Below are 23645 nucleotides of genomic sequence, written 5' to 3' on the forward strand. Positions count from 1 at the left end.
TGCCGTCTACGCTCCCTTTACACCCAGTAAATCCGGATAACGCTTGCCCCCTACGTATTACCGCGGCTGCTGGCACGTAGTTAGCCGGGGCTTCTTAGTCAGGTACCGTCATTTTCTTCCCTGCTGATAGAAGTTTACATACCGAAATACTTCTTCCTTCACGCGGCGTCGCTGCATCAGGGTTTCCCCCATTGTGCAATATTCCCCACTGCTGCCTCCCGTAGGAGTTTGGGCCGTGTCTCAGTCCCAATGTGGCCGTTCACCCTCTCAGGCCGGCTACTGATCGTCGCCTTGGTAAGCCGTTACCTTACCAACTAGCTAATCAGACGCGGGTCCATCTCATACCACCGGAGTTTTTCACACTGTGCCATGCAGCACTGTGCGCTTATGCGGTATTAGCAGACATTTCTGTCTGTTATCCCCCTGTATGAGGCAGGTCACCCACGCGTTACTCACCCGTCCGCCGCTCAGTCATTAGAACTTCAATCCGAAGAAATCGGTTTTAATGCTTCGCTCGACTTGCATGTGTTAAGCACGCCGCCAGCGTTCATCCTGAGCCAGGATCAAACTCTCAAATAAAGTTTTGATCTTAGTTCAAAAATCAACTACTAGCTAATTTTATCCCTTTATTACTGTTTTAAGGTTGTATCATTTCTGATACGGTTCTTGATTTTGAAATCTCTTTTAATAGAATCTTTCAAGGTTGTTTCACTGTTCAATTATCAAGGTTCTGTCTAACTTTGTCTTATTTTGTTTCTGTAAGTCAGCTTTTAAATATTACCATATTTGTAAAAGCTTGTCAACAACTTTTTTAAAGTTTTTTGTAAGCTTTTTCGCTGACAACGGAGAAGGAGGGATTTGAACCCTCGCGCCGCTATTAACGACCTACTCCCTTTCCAGGGGAGCCCCTTCAGCCGCTTGGGTACTTCTCCTGGCTGAATCGACTATTGCATAAATTAATTAGAAAACAATTATATGTTTTCAGCGGAGAGGGTGGGATTCGAACCCACGCGCCCTTTCGGACAAACGGTTTTCAAGACCGCCTCGTTATGACCACTTCGATACCTCTCCAGTTGTTTGCACACCTCAGTGCAAGAAGTATTCTACCATTAAAGCTAAATTCTGTCAATAACTATTTCAAAATTTTTTGAAATTTTTCATTTGTTTCAAAAACTAAGCATTTTAGGCACATTTTGACCTTCATACCCATCCTTTTTCTGGGTGTCCTGCATATAAATCATGAAATTTTTTCAATTGTATTTATCAAATTATGATTCTCTGTAAAATACATTCGAAAGAATTATAACCCAATAATCAAAAAATATTCAGTTGTCTGTTGTGATTTTTTGTTTGGAGTCATTTCTCATTGCCTAATATAATATGATTACTTTTTCAAATTTACTCTTTACTGTCAGGCTCAATAAAAAAACGTTTATTGTTATATCCGCTTCTGTAAATTCATGATACATACGCATGAAAGTCTAAATTCCAGGCTAAACTTCTAAATTCTAAGGTCTTGCTTCTAAGCTCTAAACTCTAAATTCTAGTTTCTAAGCTCTAATTTCTAATTTATAGTTTCAAGCTCTAATTTCCAATTTCTAATTTATAGCTTCTAGTTTCTAATTTATAGTTTCAAGCTCTAATTTCCAATTTCTTATTTATAGTTTATAGTTTCTAATTTCTAATTTCTAATTTCTAATTTCTAATTTCTAATTTCTAATTTCTAATTTCTAATTTCTAATTTCTAATTTCTAATTTCTAATTTCTAATTTCTAATTTCTAATTTCTAATTTCTAATTTCTAATTCAATTGTATTCTTTAAGCTCTATCTTTTGCAAATATTTCTGCAATTTCCAGATCTTCCGGCGTAGTTATCTTAATATTCTTATAGGAACCTTCTACCAGTTTTATCTTTGCCTGTCCCATTTGCTCCACAACCATAGCATCATCTGTCACTTGAATCCCGGGATATTTCATGATTTTATCATATGCCTGGTATACCAGAGAATATTGGAATACCTGGGGTGTCTGTACCATCCATAGCTTCGATCGGTCAGGGGTGTGATCTGCAAAGCCATCCTGCCCGCTGATTTTGATGGTATCTTTTACCGGCATACCGACTACACATGCTTTATGTATGCGCACTGAATCACAGGCGCGCTGCAGCAGTTCCTGATCAATAAAAGGCCTTGCCCCGTCATGTATATATACGTAATCACAACATCCGATTGCTTTTAAACCTTCAAACACAGAATGACAGCGCTCTTTTCCGCCTGCTACGATTGACTTCACTTTTTTCAGATTATACTTTTCTATTATTTCATGCCTGCAATATTCTATTTCTTCTTTTCCTGTAACCAATACGATTTCATCAATGAACGGGCACTTTTCAAAGGCAATTAAAGAATAATAAACCACCGGTTTCCCTTTTATAAGTAGATATTGTTTTTGTACTTCACTGTTCATTCTTGTTCCACGTCCAGCACAAAGTACCACCGCTACATTTTTTTCCTGCCCCATTATCGTTCTCCTAATTTGAGATTTGGAACTGCATTCAGATCTAATCCATGTCTCGTACCCTGGATAAACTCATAATAAGCCGCTACACCTATCATAGCTGCATTATCGGTACAGAAAACAGGTGATGGGTGATAGAATCGAATGCCATTATTTCTGCATGCCTCTTCCATTGCTCTTCTAAGAGTTGTATTAGAAGCTACCCCTCCTGCAATAGCAAATTTGTCATATCCGTACTCTTTAACGGCCATCATGGCATGTTCTACCAGGACTTCTGTAACTGCTTTTTGAAATGACGCCGCAACATCCGCTTCTATGATGGTTTCATTTTTCATTTTACATCCGTTGATATAGTTTAGAACGGATGATTTTAAACCACTGAAACTAAAATCATATGGCGCATCAGCCACATGTGCTTTGGGGAATTTTATTGCATCCGGATTACCCTCTTTTGATAATTTATCTATTTTAGGTCCTCCCGGATAACCAAGCCCGATCGCTCTTGCTACCTTGTCAAATGCTTCACCGGCTGCATCGTCTCTTGTTCTGCCAATGATTTCATATTTTCCATAATCTTTGACAACCACCAGATGTGTATGCCCTCCTGAGACTACAAGACAGATAAACGGTGGTTCCAAATCCAGATTTTCTATATAATTTGCAGAAATATGACCTTCTATATGATGCACTCCTACCAGCGGCAGTTTTTTAGCATAGCTAATTGCTTTTGCTTCTGCCACACCCACTAAAAGAGCGCCAACAAGGCCCGGACCATACGTGACACCTATCGCATCCATATCATCCAGTGTCATTTCTGCCTCTTCCAAAGCCTCTTCAATAACCTGATTTATTTTTTCAATATGTTTCCTTGAAGCTATTTCCGGAACTACCCCTCCGTAGAGTTTGTGTAATTCTATCTGAGATGAAATAATATTGGATAATACTTCTCTTCCGTTTTTTACTACCGATGCAGCTGTTTCATCACAGGAGCTTTCTATCGCTAATATGAATACATCTTTTTTTTCCATTGTTATACCATTCAAATCACAGGCTTGCCTGCAATACTGCCACAAATAAAACAGGCCGAAAGAATCACAGCGTGGCTTCCTTTCGATTTCTCAATTTTCTTTCAGCCTCATCCGCATGAATATCGTAATCCCACTTACAATATTTCTAATTAAGCAGAATGAACAAGTTCACACCTGCCTGCGCAACTATTCTTCATCAAAGTCCAGCTCTACGGATTTGCAGTCTTTTCCGGGATAGGCATTGGGAAATATTTTTTGAACATCTCCCATGAACTCTTCCGGGTGGATCAGGGATGGGCTGTAATGTGTTAGCCACAGTTCTTTCACCCCAGCTTCTTTTGCAAGGTTTGCTGCTTCAGTGAAAGTCATATGCTTGTGCTCCACTGCCTTTTGTTCTTTGCCCGGTTCTCCATACATTCCTTCACAGATGAATAAATCAGAGCCTGCCGCATTGTCCGAAATTGCTTTTACAGGTCTCGTATCTGTACAGTAGGTTAATTTTATCCCTTTTCTTGGTTCACCAAGTACCATGTCCGGTGTATATATTTTGCCATCTGCTTCAATGGTTTCTCCCTTTTGCAGACGGCTCCAGTACGGCATTGGAATCTCCTTTTCTTTTGCCCTTGTAACGTCAAAACGGCCTGCCCTGTCTATTTCAATTGAATAGCCATAGCAGACAACATTATGATTTACCCGGAAAGCCCGGATTCGGTATCCATTCATTTCAAATGTTTCTTCCGGATTGGTAATTTCCAAAAAACGCAGTTCAAACGGCAGTTCCGGTGCAATTACGCGCAATGCATTTACGACTCTTTCCAGGCCTTTAGGCCCTATTAATGTTAAAGGCTCATTCCTTTCAGCATTTCCCATGGTCAGCAGCAATCCCGGCAGTCCGCTTATATGGTCTCCATGGAAATGGGTGAAGCAGATCACATCTATCGGTTTGAAACTCCACCCTTTTTCTTTAATTGCGATCTGGGTTCCTTCTCCGCAGTCAATTAAAATACTGCTGCCGTTATATCTTGCCATCAGGGCAGTCAGCCATCTGCGTGGAAGAGGCATCATCCCTCCGGTTCCTAATAAACATATATCTAACATCTGAATTTCCCTTCTTTTTCAAATCTATTTCAAATATAACCCATGAATAGTGCAAGCAGGCTTGTGCTATTCCCAAATCAGCAGTGTGAAAGCGATTTTCTTTTACACTTGGCTCTTTTATAAGTTTTCCTTTTTTCAAACAGCCAAATCATATTTTGAATATCTGATTGTATATTTTAACACAGATAGAAGCCGGGAACAAGATGTAACCCCTTGATAAAAACGTAACTTTACACAAATTCTTTCTGTTTTTTTACGGTAACGGGGATTTTGAACTGTTTTATAAGCTTGTTGTAACATTCTTCACATAGATCAAGCTCATGGATCTCGCCATCTTTTTCTGAAAAATATCCCCAGCATTTCTCTACCGATAGAATTCCTTCTTTCACAATCTCGTTTTCCAGGTGAAATTCTTTTCCGCACATATTGCAGTAGATTTTTTTTGCTTGTCTCATGTTTTTTTCCTCCCCTTTTCCTACGTTGCGAACCGTATATCATATTACAAATATTCCTGCATGAAATACAGTAATTACTTTATATAAGTCATTATAACGAAAAATATACATCAAAGATAGTGGTAATTGCTGTATGAATTTCCAAAAAAAGAGCAACCATCACTGCTTACTCATGATGACTGCATCTTCTATTGGCTTCTCGTAAAAATTTCTTCGAATTCCAGCTTTTGTAAATCCGGATTTTTCATACAAGTGAATTGCCGCACTGTTACTTTTTCGTACTTCCAACACAAAAAAGGAGATACCCCTTAGGGTGCCTTTTTTTAATAATTCATCCATAAGGCGGGAAGCTATTTTCTGTCCCCGCAAAGATTTTTTTACCGCAACATTTGTGATTTCCCCTTCATCCAGGACCTGCAGTAAACCACAATAACCTGCCAGTTCACCATCTGAAAACGCACATAAATATAACGTATTTTTCTGTGCCAGAGATGATGCAAAACCTGCCTTTGACCAGGGCATGGAGAACGTCTCCTGTTCTATTTTAGTAACTGCATCCAAATCTTCCGACTGCATTGTGCGTATATCAATCATTTTCTTTTGCCGCTTCTTCCTGCTGGGCCCTTTCCCTTTCAGCCTGGGACAGCCGCAGGTAGTCCGGCTGATGTTCTTCTGCACTCTCCAGCATTCCTGCCTCAATGTAGGCCCTGGCAAGCGTACCTACTGCAGCGCCACGCTGTTTGTTCACATGTGCCGGTGCATATGAGTAGGGAACTGTTATCATTTCTGCAATTTTCTCTGCATAGACAGGCACTCCATCCCCTAAGAAGATCACTTCCCTGCCATATTTATTCAATTTTTCAACTATTTCCTGAACTGATACTGCCATCTGCTCTTCAACAACCTTGAATTCTTTACCCTCGAACTCATAGATTCCTGTATATACCTGGTTCCTTCTGGCATCCATCAACGGGCAGATTAATTTATCTGTGCCATAGAGATTAAATGCCAGTCCATCTACGGTAGGAATGGAAACTAATGGTTTATTAAGTGCCAGCCCTAATCCTTTTGCCGTAGCGGAACCGATTCTAAGCCCCGTAAAAGAGCCTGGACCTGCTGCAACTGCTATTGCATCAATGGTCTGAAGATCCAGATCGATCATCTTTCCTATTTCATCCAGCATGGGAAGCAGGGTCTGTGAATGTGTTTTTTTATAGTTCACGGTATACTCTGCCAACATATTATCATCTTCAATAATAGCTACGGAGGCAACTAACCCGGAACTGTCTATCGCTAATATTTTCATTTTATACCTCCTTCATTACTGATTGTACTTTTTCTCTATTCTCCGATTGTTATACGGCGGTAGTCGAACCCTTTTTCCAGATCTTTTTCTATCGTAACCGGTATGATATCTTCCGGCAGGATTTCCTCAATAAGATTTGCCCATTCGATGAGACAGACACCGTCTCCATAAAAACAGTCTTCATATCCGATCTCTTCCATCTCTTCAACGTCTCCTATGCGGTAGACATCAAAATGATAGAGGGGCATTCTCCCTCTTTCATAAATCTGTACAATGGTAAATGTCGGACTGCTGATCGGCTCTGTAATTTCCAGTCCTTCAGCCAGTCCCTTGGTAAATACGGTCTTTCCTACTCCAAGATCTCCGGTCAGCGTGTAAATCTGACCTTTCTCTGCTTTATCTCCAAGAGACTTTCCAACATCAAAAGTCTCCTTTTCGTTCCATGTTTCTATGATCATCTTATTTCAACCTGCTTTTTATCTTTATTTTTCCGGCATCTACATGTCCCTGAATTAACTCCAGTAATTCTTCGTACTGTTCTCCAATGGATTCCTTTGGAAATACAAACGAGTACCTCTTTCCTGTATATACAAGAAGGCTCAATTTAGTTTCCGTCACTTTGATCAGATCTTCCCACTTGAGTTCTGCACTTTGATCACCCTGTAATGTTTGAATTCCTTCATCATTTAAAATGTAGGTTATTGGTTTTTTGAATACCGGATTTAGTTTTACCTGTTTGACGGACCGCAGATAAAGTGTTATAGGCAGATAGAGTATAAACCAGACACCAAAAACCAGATATAGTATACTCTGCCAGGATTCCACCTTTCCAAACGTCACGGCAAACACAATAAGCGCCACTGCGCCGAATAACACACCCACTACTCCACTGAAACTTTTGTATGTGTGACTGAGCAGGAAATTATACATGATTTTCTGCGTCATTTTCACCTCAAATTTCACTTCCATATACGTCCGCCTCCTGCTTTTTGTATGAATCAGTTTATCATATTTATTTTAAAAAGGCAAACGGATCGTCCTCATCTTTCAGAAAATGCATCAGCATATATGCACACATAATCGCCACTCGTTCTTCTTTTAAAATTCTTCTTACTTCTTCTCTGTCTGCAATCACCACTTCAATGTCCTCGTTATCCTCTAATCCATCTTTACTTACTTTTCCGGTTGCATATCCGTAAACAGAAGCACAGCACTCATCGGTCATCCCGATTGTGGTGAAGTATGGTTTTTCATACATCTCGTCCACGTTTACCGGATGAAAATCAAGACCTGTCTCTTCTTTTAATTCCCGGGCTCCCGCAATTTTGTAATCCTCCCCGGGATCTACAAGTCCTGCCGGGAACTCATAAATATATCCATCTATTGCATAACGGTACTGGCGTACGAGAATCACTTTATCCTTCTGTTCTCCATAAAGGCTGTAAATAATTACTCCGTCCGGCTTAAGGTTGTGGGTACTTATCTTTAAATCCTCTATTTCTTTAGCTCTGGATGCCACAAAATAATCTACCGGATTATCTAAACGATTCCTGGCTTCCAGCTCATACATATTTAAATGCCTGCTGTCTGTTAATTTATCAATATGCCTGATCCTGCTCATGATTGTCCTCCATTACTTTTCTAAGCTCAAATCTTTTTCCACTATTATAGCAGAAAAAAACAGAGAATGAAATCTTTTCTCATAGAATTTCACTCTCTGCTGCTTTTATACGTTTCCGGGTAACGGATTAAAAAACACTCTAATTTTTCTTAAATATCGGACTAATATACCTGTATAATAAAAATGTAATTGCTGAAACAATAATTCCTTTTAATAAGTTGAATGGAACTACCATAAATAGTGCAAAAGTTGCAATATTATCAATAGCAGGATTCAAAGCACTGCCCATTCCTACCAGAGCATCCATCGGCATTCCGAACGCTTTTGCATATACCGGAAGAAGAATAAATACATTCATTAAACTTCCAATGGCTGTCATGGTGATAATGCCAAGGATCATCCCAATCAGGGCACCCTTTCTTGACCGTACTTTTTTATAGACAAGTCCTGCCGGAACAATCAATGCACACCCTATTAAAAAGTTTGCCAAATCCCCGACTCCGGCTGTGCTGCTGCCTTTCATTATAAAATGGAGTAAAATTTTCACCAGTTCGATCACTGCTCCTGCCAAAGGTCCCAAGGCGAATGCACCGATCAAAACCGGTACTTCACTTAAATCAATCTGATAAAAACTTGGAGCAAACCAAAGGGGTATTTCAAACATCATCAGAACGACGGATATCGCTCCCAGCATACCTATCTGTACCATTGTCTTTAAGTTTGTTCTTCCGGTGGTCCTTCCCACCACATTTGTGTTTGAGCTCATTGTTCATCTCTCCTTTTTCATTTAAATTTTAAAAGGAAAATTCCGGTAGAAAATAAAAAAGCCGAATACATTTGTATTCGGGGGTCTTCGCGCATTAATATTATGAATTATAAAACACGCATTTTTCTTCTCTCATCCAGACTTTACTGTCGGTATTGGAATCTCACCAATTCAGCCACTTTTACTGTGGGTCGCGGACTATACCGCCGGTAGGGAATTACACCCTGCCCCGAAGAATTTCCTTGTTTAGTTTTATTTATTATAACTCAATACAGGGCAATAATCAAGTGCTTTTTGGAGTGTTGGTGAAAACAAGTGTGTTCAAATCATACGGATTGCTATAGTCAATTTTTCGATTAATTTTTAATGAAATCATCTAAGCTAAATTTCTTCCTGTACTCTCCCGGAGTTATTCCGCAATTCTTTTTAAAAATCATTCCAAAATAAGCTCCATTTGAAAACCCTGTCTGCAGCGCAATATCAATAACAGACAAATCAGTGGTTTTTAAGAGCTTTTCAGCCATTTCAATTCGGTAATCCATCAGATAGGCAAATGGCGTTTTATGAATGCTGATTTGAAAACAACGAAGGCATTCTCTTTTACTGACTGAAGCAGATGAGGCTATGTCCTCTAAGGATATTTTATTCTGGTAATTTTGTTGTATGTAAGACATCATGGATTGTATCCTCTCCTGACTGTATTGTTTCGCAGGCAAGTCCATACGTTCCAGGTTTTGAATTTCATCCAGCAAAAGAATCCATATATCTGAGAAGAGATTTCTTGTCTGAAATTCTGAATTCTCTTTTTTTTGCAGGTAGGAAACTTTTCTTAGTTTTGCCAAAATGTCATGCTGCCTGGTATTTTCTCCCCGTATTGCTAAAATCTCCAGCTTTTTGTTCTGCAGGACGGGTTCTACATATTTTGTTTCAAAGATACTTTTAAAATGCCCGCTTAAAAAAACCGAATGAAATAAATGCGAATCTATAATCCCTGGCTGTCCATTGTTTACGTTCTCCATTGTACATAAGACATTTGCATTTATAAAAAAGGCTTCATTTTTTTGAAAATAATAGCTTTTACCGGTGGTATTCAGTTTTATACTACCATTTATCACATAAACAAACTCTAATTCTTCATGCCAATGCCATGGGACTTTTGTATCACCTAAATTTACGTGATGTAACACATACGGATATTCTGAGTTAATTCCTTCTATTGCCTCAAGTTGATTTTCTTTAATTTTTATTCGCATATCAATCACCATTCTTATATTAAATATCAATTATTGGCTATATTTTTATATATTTTGTCTTAATTTCTATATTTATAATACAAAATTACAAATATAATTATATTATAAAAGACTGTCAAAGTAAAGAGAAAGGGGTTGATGTTTTGTATTCTGAAACATATAAAAAGCTGAAAATATATGCAGCCAGCCACCCTGGTGCATTGGAGTCCGTCACCAAAAAAGACCTTGATACGATTCAGTTGGAGGAAAGCAATGTAAATCAGAATGATTATATTGATGGGACTGTTCTTTTTACTAACCCGAATAAAGCTCTGGGTTTTTGAAAAAATCATAAAATCAGGCAGATAAATAATTTGAGGCGCAGGCTGCGAAAGATCTGACCTTTCCCAGCCTGCGCCTGCTTTTAATCTGCAAACTTTGCATCCGATTCTCCCTTGACTCTTACTGCCTTCTGTATCGGCAATCCAGTTCCATAATCCAGCTGACGAGGTTCGTATTCTTCGTTTTCACGCTGTCTGGTCATTTTTCTGCTGTCCCAGGTCTGGTACGTGGTATCCGGATTCCAGTGTCTGTTTTCCCAGTAATACCCTCTGAAAGGATCTCTGGTCTCATACATTTTATCCAGAATTGCTCTGTGAAGCCGCCTTTTGTCCATATCGAAATCCGGATTATTTATTTCGTTATTCATTTCCTGGGGATCAAGTTCTAAGTCGTAGAACTCATCCGTATCCATGAGATTAATCACAAGTTTGTAGCGTCCATCATAAGCGGCACGCACTGGCTGATAGCCTCCGAAGCCGTCATGGTCTACTTCATATCTGCCAAACTCCATGAAGATATAATCATTGACTCTAATGCCGTCATTTGATAATTCCGGCAAAATACTGCTTCCTTCAAACATCTTTGTTTTTGGAACACCCATGATATCAAAGATTGTGGGCGCCAGGTTAATGTGTGAGACAGGATTCTGGTTTTTTCCTTTTCCAAATCCCTTAATTAACAAGGGGATATGCGTTATTTCTTCGTACATAGCAGGTCCTTTTCCGGTGAGGGAATGGCTGTACATCATATCCCCATGATCAGACGTGTATATGATGATACTGTCTTGGGCATATTCCTTGACGGCATCCAGTACACGCCCGATTTCAAAATCTACAAATGTATTGCATCCCAGAAACTCTTTGGGACGGAGATGAAAATCGGCTTTTTCAGCTTTGCCGTATTCATCCCCCGCCCAGATTCTATGGTGGGCGGGTTTGTTCTCCAGGTTGTCATACATATTCTTTTTCTTTGGTATTTCGTAATCTTTATACAGGTCCGTATATTTTTGTGGACACAAATGCGGTCCGTGAGGTTCATCATAGGATACTACCAGGAAATAATCTTCTTCCTGATGATTTTTCAGGAAATCGACTGCCCTGTCTGTGCAGCGGTGCCCGTATGTAAATTCTTCTTTAATATTGTATTTTTCGATACTTTCCACCTGCCTGGAAATATATCGTTCCTCTTCTGTAAGTTCTTCTAAATAGCAGCGCATATCATACCAATACGCTTCATCCCATCCGTCCGGGCAGACACCAAGCCCGAAGTAATCGCCTCCATCCAAATGCCACTTTCCAATATATGCGCTGTGTATCCCCTGATCTGTCAGGCGTTTCCCAATATTCTGAACATTGTCCGATAATCCCATACAATTGGACCACCCTGCGCAGGAGTGAGGATAACTTCCGGTAAATATAGCTGACCGCGCCGGCTGGCACACCGGCTGGGTGGTATATGCTTTTTCAAAAAGCATTCCTTCGGCAGCCAGGCTGTCCAGGTTGGGCGTATGCATGGCAGAATTGCCATAGCATCCCAGCATATCTGTCCTTTGGGTATCTGTCATAATTAAGATTACTTTTTTATGTTTCATGATCCTCACTCCTTTGCTTTTTGGCACATTTATTGATATCTTTACTTTACCACAAAAACGGGTCCTTTGTTATATTTAAATAGCGTCTCAACTGTTCCTGAAAATATTCCAGCATCTCTTTTTCTATTTCATTTTCTGAAACAGGATGCATTTGAAAGGGGTCTTTTTCATTGTCATATAAAAACACTTCTTTGGAATCTCCCGGCATATATCCATTGTTGCGCACATAGGTGTAGCGTTTTGTCCGGATTCCCCTCCATCCATAGCATTTATGGTTGATTCCCGCTTTTTCAAAAGCATGCACCAGCTCAGGCATTCCCGGATAGGAACATAAAAATGCCTGTTCAGGTGCCCCAGTTGTTTGACTGCAGATGTCCTTTGCATGATTATATCCCTGGCAGGTTTCCGGTACTTCTATATCCAGCAAGCCCAGCAGCGTAGGCATATGATCCGGGCTTGCAAATATTTCCCCGTACTCTCCTGCCGGAATATTTCCTTTTTGCCGCATCAGAAGCGGTATGCTGACGGCTTCTTCATACCAGATATTCTTGCTCATTCTTCCATGGGATCCCAGCATTTCCCCATGGTCAGCGGATAATACCAGCAAGGTATCTTCTTCCATGTTATTTTCTTTTAAAAATGCCAGTATTCTTCCAAACTGGTCATCAATTCCGGTAACTGCGGCATAATACTGTCTGGTGATATTTTCAAGCTCCCTTGTGCGCTTTTCCAAAGGCACATTTTCCCGAAAGTTTATGGGCATATTCCGGTATTTCTTCAAATATTTCTCCGGTACCAGTTCATAGGGCAGATGCGGCGGATTATAGGATAGAAACAATGCGAAAGGCTGATCCTGGGCAGCGTGACTCTGCAAATAGGAAAGCGCCTGGTCTGTTTCGAATTCCGGTGACCATTTTCCAGGTCTTATCAACTGTCCGCTGTTATCCCAATAGTGTGGATCCAGATGGTTGTCATCTGCCCCATAGGACAGCCAGAAGTCAAATCCCTGTCTGCGTTCCCCCGGAGGCGTATACGCATCCCAGTCTTTTGCCCCGGAATCCGGATGCAGCTTAAAATTCATTTCCGATGCATCCAAATGCCATTTTCCAATATATCCCGTCTGATAACCGGCTTCTTTTAATACATTTCCAATACATATTTCCTGGGGCTTTAGCATCAGTACTTCACTCAGTCCCGTTTTGCAATTCGTCCACATCCCGGTACAGAAGGGATATTTTCCCGTCATTAGAGATGCCCTGTGAGGCGAACATAAAGGAAAGGTGCTTACTGCATTGGAACATACCACACTTTCTTTAGCAAATGCATCGATATGCGGAGTGCACACAGCGTCTTCATTTTGAAAACCCGCTGCATGAGACCGCCACTGGTCTGCAAATATATAAATCAAATTCATAGTTATTCCTCCTGCATATCGCAGGCCTGACTGCGATACTGCCTTAATAATAGTCCGGTTAATGAATTTCCGGTACCTGCTCCTACCAATATGGATTCCAGTCTCCGCTTTTTCTTCTGAGGGCTTCCAGATAAAAATAGTCCCCCCAGGTATTGCATTCATCCACACCTCTGTTTTTGCAGGTATTTTCATTGGAACTTCTGGCATAGGTTCCATGAAGCAGCAGTCCGTTAGACTGTCGGATACTGACAACGCTGCATCTTTCTATCAGGGCACACAATATTTTGTCTGCCGCCATGCAGTATTTCTCTGCTTCTTCTTTTTCCAGATAATCAGCCATTTCATAAATGCCGCAGACGGCAATTGCTGCTGCAGAAGAATCTCTGGGCTCCAGGCTTCCCGTATCAAAATCAAAGTCCCAGTATGGTATAAGGTCCTGGGGCAGATGCTCCAGAAAATAGTCTGTAACACTTCGGAATATCTCTAAATAAGATTCTTTTTTCCGGTAACGGCAGCTCAGCGCCACACCATAAATTCCCCATGCCTGCCCTCTTGCCCATGCAGAATTATGGCGGTTTCCCTGATGGGTTACCCCATATGCCGGTTCCCCGGTTTCCGGATTTATAAAATAAGTATGGTAGGTGGAGTGATCCTTTCGCAAAATGCATTTCATTGCTGTCTCCATGTGCTTTTCGGCTTTTTGCGCATAATGTTCCTCTCCGGATACTTCTGTTGCCCAGTATAACAGCGGCAGATTTAAAAGGCAGTCTATGATCAGCCTGTAATTGTCCTTATCACCTACATTTCCCCAGGCCTGTAAAAATTCTCCTGTTTCCCGGTAGCGTGATGCCAGGTGGTCTGCTGCTAAAAGCGCAGCACGTTTTCCTTCTTCGTTTCCGCATATTTTATTTGCCGCCACGCAGGACAGGCTGTACAGAAATCCCATATCATGGTAATTTACATCAATCTTTTCTTCTATTCTGTGCAGAAAGCTTCTAACCTGTATTTCTGCTGCTTTTTTTAAAGCAGGATCTTTGGTAAACTCGTATGCCAGCCAGATTTCCCCGGTCCAAAACCCTGTGGTCCACTCAACATTTTCCGTCTGCTCGTAAAAACCGTGATATGTATTAGGCGATTGAAAATGACCGGTAAAATCCGTCAGGTTTCCTTTTATAATGGATACTGCATTTTCTACTGCAGTGGTAAGCTGCTCCTTTGTAACGCTTTTATAATTTTGTAACGCTTCGAATGTCTGCGCCATAGTTTCCTCCTCTATCTATTTCTTTCCTTCTCCACCATTTCATTCATTCTCTGCTATTTTTATCCTTTGATACCGCTTGCCGCCACTCCTTCTACGAAGAATTTCTGGCAGAAAATAAAGATGATTACCACCGGAATCAGTGCACATACGGATGCTGCCATTATTAAGGCATAATCTGCTGCATACTGTGATATAAACATACGGATACCAAGCTGGATCGTCTTCAGTTCTGTACTGTTTAAATAAATCAATGGCCCCATAAAGTCATTCCATACATTGACAAAGGTAAAAATAACCAGCGTTGCGATACCCGGTTTTGCCAATGGAAGACAGATTCTGGCAAATATGCGGTATTCCCCCAATCCATCGATTCTGGCAGCCTCTGATAATTCTCTTGGGATACTCATATAAAACTGACGCATCAGAAATACCCCGAATGCAGAAAATGCCTGCAGCATAATCAATCCCACATGTGTGTTATTCAGCCCCATTTTTGACATTAAGGTAAACTGGGGAACCATGTATACCTGCCACGGAACAGCTATGGTGGTCACATAAATTAAAAATAAAACATCTCTTCCCTTAAATTCCATTTTCGCAAAGCCATATGCCGCAAAACAGCTGGTTGCCAACTGAATTAACGTGGTAATGACCGTCAGCTTGATGGAGTTTTTAAAGAATGTCAGCAGAGGTATTTTATCCCATATCTGCCTGTAGTTTTCCCATTGAAAACTTTCCGGAATCCACTTCATCGGTATGCTGAAGACATCTTTATTTAACTTTACGGAAGAAATCAGCATCCAGTAAAAAGGGATAATCATAATCACTGCCAGTAGAGTGAGTCCTGCATAAACTGCTATTTTTTTCTTATTACTTTGATTCTCCATCTTACTTCCTCCTCTACATATAGCTGGTGAACTTCTTTTCACCTCTGAACTGAACCAGAGTTACAACCAGAACAATTGCAAATAGTATGATTGCACTGGAACTGGCATATCCGAACTTAAACTCTACAAACGCCGCATTATAGATATGGTTTACCAGTACATTCGTCGACCTGCCCGGCCCGCCCTGAGTCATTACATATATTAGGTCAAATACTTTAAAGCACTGGATCGTAAGCATCATTACTACGAAAAATGTGGTAGGCTTCAGCATCGGAATGGTGATATAACGAAGCTTTTTCCAACCCGTAGCGCCATCCAGGCTGGCTGCTTCGTACATTTCCTTTGATATTCCCTGCAGCGCCGCCAGATATACAATCATGTAATATCCCATGTATTTCCATATACTGACAATAATAATTGCCGGAAGTGCCCACACGGTAGATGCTACCCATCTTGGCGGGTTTGTAAGTCCGATTACTTTCAGCATTTCATTTATTGGACCGAAATCAGGTTGAAAAAGCATGTTCCATACCGCTCCTACCGCTACTAAAGATGCGATATACGGGAAGAAGAATGCGGTTCTGAATATCACAATTCCCTTTATTTTACTATTTAAAAGCACCGCGATTAAAAGGGCCGCCGCTACGGTTAACGGCACCGTTCCGATAGCATAGAGTACGGTGTTTTTCAATGATATTAAAAAGGTGCTGTCCGATAAAAGTCTTGAAAAATTCTCTAATCCAACAAACTTCATCGGAGAAGCCGCCCCGTCCCATTCCATCACACTCAGTACAAAAGAGAAGCACACAGGTATGAAAATAAAAATAAAATAGCCGATAAAATTAGGTAAAATAAAAGAATATCCTACCAGATTATTCTTAATTTTGCGCTTTTGTTTCATTGTTAATTGCATCTTTTTTCCCCCTTTTCCCAAAAAAGTTTCAAAATATAAGGGCTCTCTGAAAACAGGGGATTTCCCAGTATTCAGATGCCCTTTCCATATTTGGTTGTTATTTGTTTATTTATTATTTTCCTTCACTTCTTTTACGCGCTCTGCCATATGTGCCAGTCCGGTATCCACATCCTGCTCACCGATCATGATCAGATCATGTTCTTCTTCAATGGCTTTACGGATTGCTTCGATATTTTTATCCAGGGGGCGGTCAAAGACCATGCCTTTTAACGTAAGTGCATCCTTACAGTCTTTTGGAAATCCATCTGTGGATACCAGTTTATCCATAATTGCATCATTCTGAACTGCAGTAAGCATTCCATTTTCCGCCAGTTTTTCCGCTGTCTGACCGCTTGTGGCACATTTTACAAACTCCCATGCCAGATCAGGCTCATCGGTTTTTGCATTGATTGCAATTGGAGTAACAGCACCCACGGAATTTCCTGCTTCTACATCCTTTGGATGTGGTATGGTGGCAAATCCCCAGTTAAAATTTGTCTCTCCCGATTTCTGTGCCTGAATCATGTTGGCTATAAACCAGGTTCCCATGGGCATCATCGCACACTGCTGCTGCTGGAAGACGCTGGTATAGTGCAGGTTGCCGGTCTTAAGGGTCGCATAATTCTGAATAACTCCCTCATCCTGCATACGAAGAGCCTGCTCGTAATATGGTTTTAAGAAAGAATAGTCATCCGCAACCAGAGTATGTTTTCCATCCTGTAATGCCCAGTTACAAACCAGCCCCATCCATATATGGTTATGGGTTCCGAATACTTTCTCACTTCCTTCTCCGCTAGTCATCTTCCCTGCCAGATCTTCGTATTCATCCCAGGTCATATCATTGGATGGATAAGGAACACCTGCTTTGTCAAAGAGATCTTTATTATAAAATAAAACATACCAGTCTGAGCGATAAGGAAGTGTATAATAACTTCCGTCAATCTGAAGTTTCTCCGCCGTATTATTATAAATTGACATGTCCAGGTTATCTTTCTTGATGTATTCATCCAGATTTAGGATTTGTCCCTTAGCCTGCATGGACAACTGGGAGCCCATATCTTTTACAAAGATTATATCCGGGTCAGCATCCCCGCTTGCCAGCATTACGGTCAGCTTGTTGTTATATTCATTTGCAGCAGTATCTATAATTTCCACTTCTACATCCGGGTATTTCTCCTGAAATGTTTCCACGGCAAGCCGAAACTGGGGTGAGATGTCGTTATCCCAGGTGGTAACCGTTAACTTTTTCTTTGTCCCCTCTTTGGCGTTTTCACTTGCTGTTTTTTCGTTGGATGTATCTGCCGCCTTATTGCCGCATCCGGTAAATGCAGTCACTGCTATCGCAGATGCCAGAACTACTGCTGCTGCCTTTTTGAATCTCATACTAGAAACCTCCCTTTCTTATGGATAATGTTTAACTCACTGCTTTATCCTTGAGACTAATATAACAAATTCAAGTCCCGGATTAAATGGAAGATCCCTATATTTCTATTACTATCTTACACTGGTCTGGAAAAAAAATATTACTATCTTCAGATCCTTGCACTATTTTCATATTCCTTCGGTGTAATGCCCGTCACTTTTTTAAATACCTTGCTGAAGTAATAAGGATTTTCAAATCCCAGCATATCGGAAATCTCATACATCATATATTGGTGTTCCTGAATCAGGTCTTTTGCCTTCTCAATTTTAATCCAGGCCACATAATCCGTAAAATTGCTTCCGGTCTGCTTTTTAAAGATACTGCTTAAATATCCCTGACTGATTCCGGTTGCTTCTGCCGCCATGGCAAGTGTTAGCTTTTCCTGATAATGTTCTGTCACATAGCGGCGGATCCTTTCAATAACGCGATCCGATTTCCCGGATGCCCGCCCCTCCATGACCTGACAGATTTTATCGCCAAAAGTTTCCAGCCACATGAGAATATCGTGAAGGCTCCCAATGCGTTTCAGCTTTTCAGCCATCTGCATCGTATCTGGAAACTTTCCTCCCGGAATTTCTTCTGTCCCCTCGTAAAATGGTACTACAAATGTATATAGATTAATACAGGCATTGACTGCCTGTTTCCGCGCCGGCGTAAATTCCCGGAACAGACTAATCAACTGGCTGATAATTTCTTTTACTCTGACGCTGTCATTTTGTCCCAGGGCAAGTGTCATATCTTTTTTCAGAAAGGTGATGTCAAAATTCCGGTTCTGTTCCTGATAAGTCTGCAGATCGTCACGGTAAAAAATAACCGGTGACTGCATTTGGTAATAGTAAGCCTCCATACATCTTTCCAGCTGGGGCAGATATCCGGGAAGCCCATGGATATCTTCTGCCGCAGCCGTAACAGCTGCCACTGTCTGCATCCCAAAGTAATCTTCTACTACGGAAATCATCTTCTGACACATCTGGGTAATCTTATTTTTAGTTTCCTGTGCATCCCCACCCGAAACAATCATTAAAAATCCGGTCTCTTCCCATTCCAGAATACTGGAGAAGCGAAAGAAGCGCTTTACCATTTCTTTTAAAATATTTTCTGTATAGGACATTGCTTTTTTTCGGTCTTTTTCGGAAAATGACTCCTGAAAGTAGGAACTGGAATTATTCATACGCAAAAGTATCATAACCGGAGTATTATAATCCGCCATCAGATTTTGGTATTCACCGTCTCTTTCTTCCAACGTTTCTTCCAATAATAATTTCCGGAATAAACTTTCACAGTTCTGCTGCATATGTATCGTATCTTTCCCGACATTTTCCGGACTGCTGCCTGCTGCCCTGTTTTTCTCACATTCCCTGACCGCACGTTTCAGACTTTCAGCCAGTGTATCTTCCGTCAGCTCTATTTTAACCAGATAATCCGTTGCTCCAAACTTCACCGCCTGCTTAGCCAGGCTGAATTCTTCCAGATTTGTTAAAATAATAAATGCTGCCTGGCTTTTTGCTTCCCGGCATCTTTTCATCAATTCAATTCCATCCATGGCCGGCATTTTAATATCCGTTATTATGATATCCGGATTAATTTCTGCAATCTGCTCCAGTGCGTTCTGTCCATTTGTTGCCTTTCCAGCAATGATGCAATTGTAATCTTCCCATTCAATTAATGATGTTACCCCTGCCAGGATTAATGGCTCATCATCTACTATCATCACACGGTACATTCTTTATCTCCCTCTTACATTTCTAAAGGCAGCATCACGGTAATCTGTGTGTATTGCCCCGGTTCACTTTGTATGGAAAGTCCGTAAGATTCCCCATATACAAGTTTCATTCTTCGATCCACATTTGGCAGTCCAATGCCGCTCATGGAACTGCTTTTCACCGTTTCTGTATCTTTTAACAGCTGCTTTGCTTTTTCTTTATCCATTCCGATTCCATTATCTCTCACCGTAATGCACAGATCCTGCCCCTTCTTTACCGCCTTTATCTGTACCAGACCATTTCTTCCGCTGGGCTCTATCCCTGAGAATATGGCATTTTCTACAAGGGGCTGAAGGGTCAGTTTGACTATTTTCGCCTGATACAGCTCTTTTGGTTCCACATCGATCTCCACATCGAACAGTTCCACATACCGCACCTTCTCGATTACGATATAGTCAGCCAGAAAATCCAGCTCCTGCTTTAATGTTATCTTCTCATTAAATCCTTTAGCCATATTTTTAAGCAAAGATGACAGCGAGGTAACCACTTTCACAATGCCGCTGTTTTTCTGAATGATTGCAATCCACCGGATAGAGTCCAGGGTGTTGTACAGAAAATGAGGGTTAATCTGTGCCTGCAGCATCTTAATCTCCAGATTCTTCTTCTCTTTTTCACTTTCTACCTTCATATCCACCAGCTCTTCTATCTTTGCGGCCATATGGTTGACACCTTTCCCAATGGTACCTATCTCATCCTCACTTTCAATCTTAGGATCTACTGTGAAATCCCCGTGTGACAGCAGTCGTATATGGGATACCAGTTTATCTATTGGTTCGTTAATACGTTTGGTAAAGAATGAGGAAAGAACCATTCCAATGCTGATGCAGGAGGTGAAAATCAGCAGGATGATCATCAGAATCATAAAACTGTTGTTGACTACCCTGTGCAATGGCAGAATCTCGTATACCAGAATCCCGCTCTTTGGATTCCTGACATAAGAAACCATGCATTTTTCTCCATTCATCTTCATTCGGAAAGTATCTTTTCCGGATCCCTGCTGTAACAGCATCCGGATAAATGCTTCGTCCTCCCCGACGCTCTTTTCATTCACTGCAGCCACCGTCTTTCCCGTGGCTGTCACTACTGCTATGCGGTTCTCATGCTGCACTTCTTTTAAGGCATCCCGAAATAATTTTGCCGAAATGCCCAGAAATACCCAGCCATCCCCGCTGTAGGATGAATTATTATTTACTTTTCTTAAAAGAGGCAGCAGTTTTTCACTTTTTCCTCCCCAAAAGGGCGAATCTACCATATCCAGGACATACAGTTCTGTAGACTTGGATAATTCACCTGCAAACCAGTCAGCCGATCTAAGTGCCTGTGGATCATTGCTGCTGCCCGGCTCATATCCTGCCTGGACAAAATCATTCTGCTCGTTTAACACCATCAATTTTGCAATATATTCACCATAGCCTGAAACTGCACAGTAATCACTGATCGTCCTGGTGTAATTCATAGCTTCTTTTCTGTTCCTGGCAGATGCTTCAAGATCCAGCATCCCAAGATTCATGGTACTTCGTTCCGCACAATTCAGAACAATATTCATCATTTCTTCATATCCCATGCCAAAGAGTCCCGCAAAGCCTTCCACTTCATGCTCCAGTGCGGTAACCGCTATCTCTCTGGCATTTCTGCTGGAAATCAGATAACTGCAAATACAGGAAAACAGGGCAATTGTACTGACGATACATAAGTTATAACGGATGAGGCGGGCTTTAATGGTCTTGCCTAAGATCTGTTCTTTCCAATTGTTTTTCATACACACCTCTCCTCTATTATCTTTTATATGAACCTATTGTAAAACATCAGCAGATGGTTTGTCCATACTGTCCGATTGCTTTTTTTCTAATCCCGTTTTATAATAAATTCACAAGATGCCGGCATTGACCGATTCTTAAAAATTTTAAGGAGTATCCTATGAATTATTTTTCCATGCTTATAAAACCTGCCTCATCACTTTGCAATATGCGCTGCCGCTATTGCTTTTATTACGATGTTGCCAGTCACCGGGAAACTGCTTCCTATGGTATCATGGCAGCAGATACCGTGGACTGTCTTCTGGCTAAAACGTTTGCCGGGGTAAAATCCCCTGCCTCCATCAGCTTTACTTTTCAGGGCGGGGAACCTACCATGGCAGGACTATCATATTTTACATATTTTACGGAACAGGCAGAAAAACTGGCGCCTACCGGGGTGAAAATTTCTTATTCTATCCAGACCAACGGTATCGTGATAGATGAAAATTGGTGCCGGATGTTTGTGAAATATCATTTTCTGGTGGGATTATCCCTGGACGGTCCCCGGGAAATTCACGATTATCAGCGGCTTGGCAGCAACCGCAAGGGCACCTATGACCAGGTAAACCATACCTTAAAGCTTTTCCGAAAGTATGGCGTAGACTTTAATATCCTGTCCGTAATTACAAAACAGACCGCTAAAAAACCCCAGACTTTATTTCAGTTCTATCTAAAACAGGACTTTAAATTTGTTCAGCTGATTCCCTGCCTGCGTCCTTTAGATTCGGATCTGACTGCTCCTCATGACCTGGATCCTAAGGGTTATGCAGAATTTATGAAGCGCTTCTTTCTGCTGTGGTATGAGGAATTAAAAAAAGGACGCTATGTCAGTGTCCGCCAATTCGATAACCTTGTATGGATGCTTCGCGGCCGTCCTGCGGAGCAGTGCGGATTAATGGGCTTTTGCACGCCCCAATTTGTTCTGGAATCCGATGGGAGCGTCTATCCCTGCGATTTTTATGTACTGGACGAATACAAAAGCGGCAACATCTTAACTGACAATCTGGAACAAATAAAAAGCAGCCCGGCCACCAGGAAATTTTTAGAATATAATACGGAGATTTCCTCATTATGCGAAACCTGTAAGGTAAAATCCCTCTGCGGATGCGGCTGTAAACGCTACCGCCCATTTTATAATCAAATCAAGGATTACTGCCCCTATCAGGACTTTTTGTACGAAGCTTATCCCAAGCTGTATGAGATTGCGCAGACAATGTAAGAAAGGAGCCCCTCATGACACTGAAACACATGCGTATCCTGGCTGCGGTCTGTGACTGTGAAGGTGTTACGGCAGCGGCACAAAAGCTTTTTCTTTCCCAGCCCGCCGTCAGCCTGGCAATCAGGGAACTGGAAGATTATTACGGAGTTCCTTTATTTGAACGGATTTCAAGAAAAATGTATATAACAGACGCGGGCAGAAAAGCCTACAGCTATGCCACACATATTGTGTCTTTATTTGATACCCTGGAAACAGAGATGCGTGACTGTGATAATATCGGCACCATTCGTATTGGCGCCAGTATGACTCTTGGCACACATTATATGCCCCGTCTGGTAAAAGCATTCCGGGAAGAATATCCCCATATGAAAACAGAAATCCTGATTAACAGCTCTGATATCCTGGAAGAAAAAATTTTACAAAACGAACTGGACTTCAGCCTTATAGAAGGGCCAATCCATGCGGACAGTATCTTTGGTGAATGCCTCTGCGAAGATGAATTATGCATCATCTGCAGTAAAACAAATCCCCTTGCCGTGAAACCTCTGATCACACTGACTGAGTTCTCCGGACAGCCATTATTATTACGTGAAAAAAACAGCGGAACAAGGGAAATTGTTGACAGCAGCCTGCTTCTTAAGAACCTGGTTCTTCATCCCGTATGGGAAAGTACCAGTACACTTGCTTTGATTCATGCAGCTGCCAATGATCTGGGCATCACCATTGTACCTGCACAGTTTGTAGATGATGCCCCCCAGTATCGGGATTCCATCTGTAAAATAAAAGTTGAGGGATTATCTTTCCTGCGCAAATTCCATATTATTTACCATAAAAATAAGTTCTTAACAAGTTCTGCAAAGCACTTTATTGAGTTGTGCAAAAATCTTTTTCAGGATGAAAATGCAAATCGTATGCATTCCAATACGTAACTACAGGGAAAAACAGACAAATGCACGTTCCGGCACTTGTCTGTT

At 41.2% G+C, this 23645-nt stretch carries 22 protein-coding genes, 2 tRNA genes, 1 rRNA gene and 1 riboswitch; of the genes, 3 read left to right on the top strand and 22 right to left on the bottom strand.

Features of this window, described 5'->3' with window-relative positions:
• The 14 genes from RHS_RS18515 to RHS_RS18580 all read right to left on the bottom strand — a co-directional run.
• Nucleotides 1-579: ribosomal RNA gene (locus tag RHS_RS18515) — 16S ribosomal RNA — on the bottom strand; the annotation flags it as partial.
• 264 nt (nt 580-843) lie between these two features.
• Nucleotides 844-932 (bottom strand) — tRNA-Ser (locus RHS_RS18520).
• A gap of 53 nt (nt 933-985) precedes the next feature.
• A tRNA-Ser gene (locus tag RHS_RS18525) sits at nt 986-1071 on the bottom strand.
• A gap of 747 nt (nt 1072-1818) precedes the next feature.
• The gene (gene ispD, locus RHS_RS18530) at nt 1819-2520 is read right to left on the bottom strand and encodes a 2-C-methyl-D-erythritol 4-phosphate cytidylyltransferase (RefSeq protein WP_047834023.1); all 702 of its coding nucleotides are present in this window, start codon (nt 2518-2520) and stop codon (nt 1819-1821) included.
• Nucleotides 2520-3545: a tRNA (adenosine(37)-N6)-threonylcarbamoyltransferase complex transferase subunit TsaD gene (gene tsaD, locus RHS_RS18535; protein ID WP_027296475.1), complete on the bottom strand. Its 1026-nt coding sequence runs from the start codon at nt 3543-3545 to the stop codon at nt 2520-2522. Before tsaD ends, ispD begins: the two co-directional genes overlap by 1 nt.
• Nucleotides 3546-3731: 186 nt before the next feature.
• Nucleotides 3732-4643, bottom strand: coding sequence for a ribonuclease Z (locus tag RHS_RS18540; RefSeq protein WP_027296474.1), 912 nt, complete (start codon nt 4641-4643; stop codon nt 3732-3734).
• 230 nt (nt 4644-4873) lie between these two features.
• A complete protein-coding gene (locus RHS_RS18545) occupies nt 4874-5098 on the bottom strand; it encodes a hypothetical protein (protein WP_027296473.1) in 225 nt (74 codons plus the stop codon).
• 159 nt (nt 5099-5257) lie between these two features.
• The gene (rimI, locus tag RHS_RS18550) at nt 5258-5692 is read right to left on the bottom strand and encodes a ribosomal protein S18-alanine N-acetyltransferase (RefSeq protein WP_395022930.1); all 435 of its coding nucleotides are present in this window, start codon (nt 5690-5692) and stop codon (nt 5258-5260) included.
• Nucleotides 5685-6404, bottom strand: a complete 720-nt coding sequence (tsaB, locus tag RHS_RS18555; RefSeq protein WP_027296471.1) for a tRNA (adenosine(37)-N6)-threonylcarbamoyltransferase complex dimerization subunit type 1 TsaB — start codon at nt 6402-6404, stop codon at nt 5685-5687. Before tsaB ends, rimI begins: the two co-directional genes overlap by 8 nt.
• 35 nt (nt 6405-6439) lie before the next feature.
• Nucleotides 6440-6862 carry a tRNA (adenosine(37)-N6)-threonylcarbamoyltransferase complex ATPase subunit type 1 TsaE gene (gene tsaE / locus RHS_RS18560; protein ID WP_047834024.1) on the bottom strand — a complete coding sequence of 141 codons (423 nt, stop codon included), beginning with the start codon at nt 6860-6862 and terminating at the stop codon, nt 6440-6442.
• Nucleotide 6863: 1 nt separating this feature from the next.
• The gene (locus RHS_RS18565) at nt 6864-7373 is read right to left on the bottom strand and encodes a YcxB family protein (RefSeq protein ID WP_047834025.1); all 510 of its coding nucleotides are present in this window, start codon (nt 7371-7373) and stop codon (nt 6864-6866) included.
• A 43-nt stretch (nt 7374-7416) separates the two neighbouring features.
• Nucleotides 7417-8025 (bottom strand): NUDIX hydrolase, encoded by a 609-nt coding sequence (locus tag RHS_RS18570; RefSeq protein ID WP_027296467.1) that lies wholly within the window; start codon nt 8023-8025, stop codon nt 7417-7419.
• A gap of 139 nt (nt 8026-8164) precedes the next feature.
• Nucleotides 8165-8791: an ECF transporter S component gene (locus RHS_RS18575; protein WP_027296466.1), complete on the bottom strand. Its 627-nt coding sequence runs from the start codon at nt 8789-8791 to the stop codon at nt 8165-8167.
• Nucleotides 8792-8911: 120 nt separating this feature from the next.
• A riboswitch (FMN riboswitch) is annotated at nt 8912-9032 on the bottom strand.
• Between the two features lie 115 nt (nt 9033-9147).
• Complete coding sequence (locus RHS_RS18580; RefSeq protein WP_047834026.1) at nt 9148-10044, bottom strand: helix-turn-helix domain-containing protein; 897 nt, start codon at nt 10042-10044, stop codon at nt 9148-9150.
• Between the two features lie 143 nt (nt 10045-10187).
• Between RHS_RS18580 and RHS_RS18585 the strand changes: the two genes are divergently transcribed.
• Nucleotides 10188-10367, top strand: a complete 180-nt coding sequence (locus RHS_RS18585) for a hypothetical protein (RefSeq protein WP_027296433.1) — start codon at nt 10188-10190, stop codon at nt 10365-10367.
• Between the two features lie 80 nt (nt 10368-10447).
• Here RHS_RS18585 and RHS_RS18590 read toward each other — a convergent pair whose 3' ends face one another.
• The 8 genes from RHS_RS18590 to RHS_RS18625 form a co-directional block, all read right to left on the bottom strand.
• Nucleotides 10448-11956, bottom strand: a complete 1509-nt coding sequence (locus RHS_RS18590; RefSeq protein WP_047834027.1) for a sulfatase-like hydrolase/transferase — start codon at nt 11954-11956, stop codon at nt 10448-10450.
• 46 nt (nt 11957-12002) lie between these two features.
• Nucleotides 12003-13370, bottom strand: coding sequence for a sulfatase (locus RHS_RS18595; protein WP_047834028.1), 1368 nt, complete (start codon nt 13368-13370; stop codon nt 12003-12005).
• An 82-nt stretch (nt 13371-13452) separates the two neighbouring features.
• Entirely contained in the window at nt 13453-14631 is a 1179-nt protein-coding gene (locus tag RHS_RS18600; RefSeq protein ID WP_047834029.1) for a glycoside hydrolase family 88 protein, read from the bottom strand.
• A 59-nt stretch (nt 14632-14690) separates the two neighbouring features.
• Nucleotides 14691-15518: a carbohydrate ABC transporter permease gene (locus RHS_RS18605; protein WP_027296429.1), complete on the bottom strand. Its 828-nt coding sequence runs from the start codon at nt 15516-15518 to the stop codon at nt 14691-14693.
• A 13-nt stretch (nt 15519-15531) separates the two neighbouring features.
• Nucleotides 15532-16431: a carbohydrate ABC transporter permease gene (locus tag RHS_RS18610; protein WP_047834030.1), complete on the bottom strand. Its 900-nt coding sequence runs from the start codon at nt 16429-16431 to the stop codon at nt 15532-15534.
• A 105-nt stretch (nt 16432-16536) separates the two neighbouring features.
• Nucleotides 16537-17853, bottom strand: coding sequence for a sugar ABC transporter substrate-binding protein (locus RHS_RS18615; protein ID WP_044297851.1), 1317 nt, complete (start codon nt 17851-17853; stop codon nt 16537-16539).
• Between the two features lie 149 nt (nt 17854-18002).
• On the bottom strand, nt 18003-19616 hold the full coding sequence (locus RHS_RS18620) for a response regulator (RefSeq protein WP_027296426.1): 1614 nt from the start codon (nt 19614-19616) through the stop codon (nt 18003-18005).
• A 14-nt stretch (nt 19617-19630) separates the two neighbouring features.
• The gene (locus RHS_RS18625; RefSeq protein WP_047834031.1) at nt 19631-21415 is read right to left on the bottom strand and encodes a sensor histidine kinase; all 1785 of its coding nucleotides are present in this window, start codon (nt 21413-21415) and stop codon (nt 19631-19633) included.
• Between the two features lie 158 nt (nt 21416-21573).
• Between RHS_RS18625 and RHS_RS18630 the strand changes: the two genes are divergently transcribed.
• Complete coding sequence (locus RHS_RS18630; protein ID WP_027296424.1) at nt 21574-22671, top strand: radical SAM/SPASM domain-containing protein; 1098 nt, start codon at nt 21574-21576, stop codon at nt 22669-22671.
• 14 nt (nt 22672-22685) lie between these two features.
• A complete protein-coding gene (locus RHS_RS18635) occupies nt 22686-23600 on the top strand; it encodes a LysR family transcriptional regulator (RefSeq protein WP_047834032.1) in 915 nt (304 codons plus the stop codon).
• The last annotated feature ends 45 nt before the right edge of the window (nt 23601-23645 follow it).

Source organism: Robinsoniella sp. RHS, from assembly GCF_001029355.1.
Lineage (GTDB): Bacteria > Bacillota > Clostridia > Lachnospirales > Lachnospiraceae > Robinsoniella > Robinsoniella peoriensis.

Bases quoted from the DNA above. Each gene is read 5' to 3' on its own strand.
- ispD (WP_047834023.1), bottom strand. From the start codon at position 2,520: ATGGGGCAGGAAAAAAATGTAGCGGTGGTACTTTGTGCTGGACGTGGA.
- RHS_RS18595 (WP_047834028.1), bottom strand. From the start codon at position 13,370: ATGAATTTGATTTATATATTTGCAGACCAGTGGCGGTCTCATGCAGCG.
- tsaD (WP_027296475.1), bottom strand. From the start codon at position 3,545: ATGGAAAAAAAAGATGTATTCATATTAGCGATAGAAAGCTCCTGTGAT.
- RHS_RS18600 (WP_047834029.1), bottom strand. From the start codon at position 14,631: ATGGCGCAGACATTCGAAGCGTTACAAAATTATAAAAGCGTTACAAAG.
- tsaE (WP_047834024.1), bottom strand. From the start codon at position 6,862: ATGATCATAGAAACATGGAACGAAAAGGAGACTTTTGATGTTGGAAAG.
- RHS_RS18630 (WP_027296424.1), top strand. From the start codon at position 21,574: ATGAATTATTTTTCCATGCTTATAAAACCTGCCTCATCACTTTGCAAT.
- RHS_RS18625 (WP_047834031.1), bottom strand. From the start codon at position 21,415: ATGAAAAACAATTGGAAAGAACAGATCTTAGGCAAGACCATTAAAGCC.
- RHS_RS18615 (WP_044297851.1), bottom strand. From the start codon at position 17,853: ATGAGATTCAAAAAGGCAGCAGCAGTAGTTCTGGCATCTGCGATAGCA.
- RHS_RS18545 (WP_027296473.1), bottom strand. From the start codon at position 5,098: ATGAGACAAGCAAAAAAAATCTACTGCAATATGTGCGGAAAAGAATTT.
- RHS_RS18565 (WP_047834025.1), bottom strand. From the start codon at position 7,373: ATGGAAGTGAAATTTGAGGTGAAAATGACGCAGAAAATCATGTATAAT.
- RHS_RS18540 (WP_027296474.1), bottom strand. From the start codon at position 4,643: ATGTTAGATATATGTTTATTAGGAACCGGAGGGATGATGCCTCTTCCA.
- RHS_RS18580 (WP_047834026.1), bottom strand. From the start codon at position 10,044: ATGCGAATAAAAATTAAAGAAAATCAACTTGAGGCAATAGAAGGAATT.
- RHS_RS18590 (WP_047834027.1), bottom strand. From the start codon at position 11,956: ATGAAACATAAAAAAGTAATCTTAATTATGACAGATACCCAAAGGACA.
- rimI (WP_395022930.1), bottom strand. From the start codon at position 5,692: ATGATTGATATACGCACAATGCAGTCGGAAGATTTGGATGCAGTTACT.
- tsaB (WP_027296471.1), bottom strand. From the start codon at position 6,404: ATGAAAATATTAGCGATAGACAGTTCCGGGTTAGTTGCCTCCGTAGCT.
- RHS_RS18610 (WP_047834030.1), bottom strand. From the start codon at position 16,431: ATGCAATTAACAATGAAACAAAAGCGCAAAATTAAGAATAATCTGGTA.
- RHS_RS18635 (WP_047834032.1), top strand. From the start codon at position 22,686: ATGACACTGAAACACATGCGTATCCTGGCTGCGGTCTGTGACTGTGAA.
- RHS_RS18605 (WP_027296429.1), bottom strand. From the start codon at position 15,518: ATGGAGAATCAAAGTAATAAGAAAAAAATAGCAGTTTATGCAGGACTC.
- RHS_RS18575 (WP_027296466.1), bottom strand. From the start codon at position 8,791: ATGAGCTCAAACACAAATGTGGTGGGAAGGACCACCGGAAGAACAAAC.
- RHS_RS18620 (WP_027296426.1), bottom strand. From the start codon at position 19,616: ATGTACCGTGTGATGATAGTAGATGATGAGCCATTAATCCTGGCAGGG.
- RHS_RS18570 (WP_027296467.1), bottom strand. From the start codon at position 8,025: ATGAGCAGGATCAGGCATATTGATAAATTAACAGACAGCAGGCATTTA.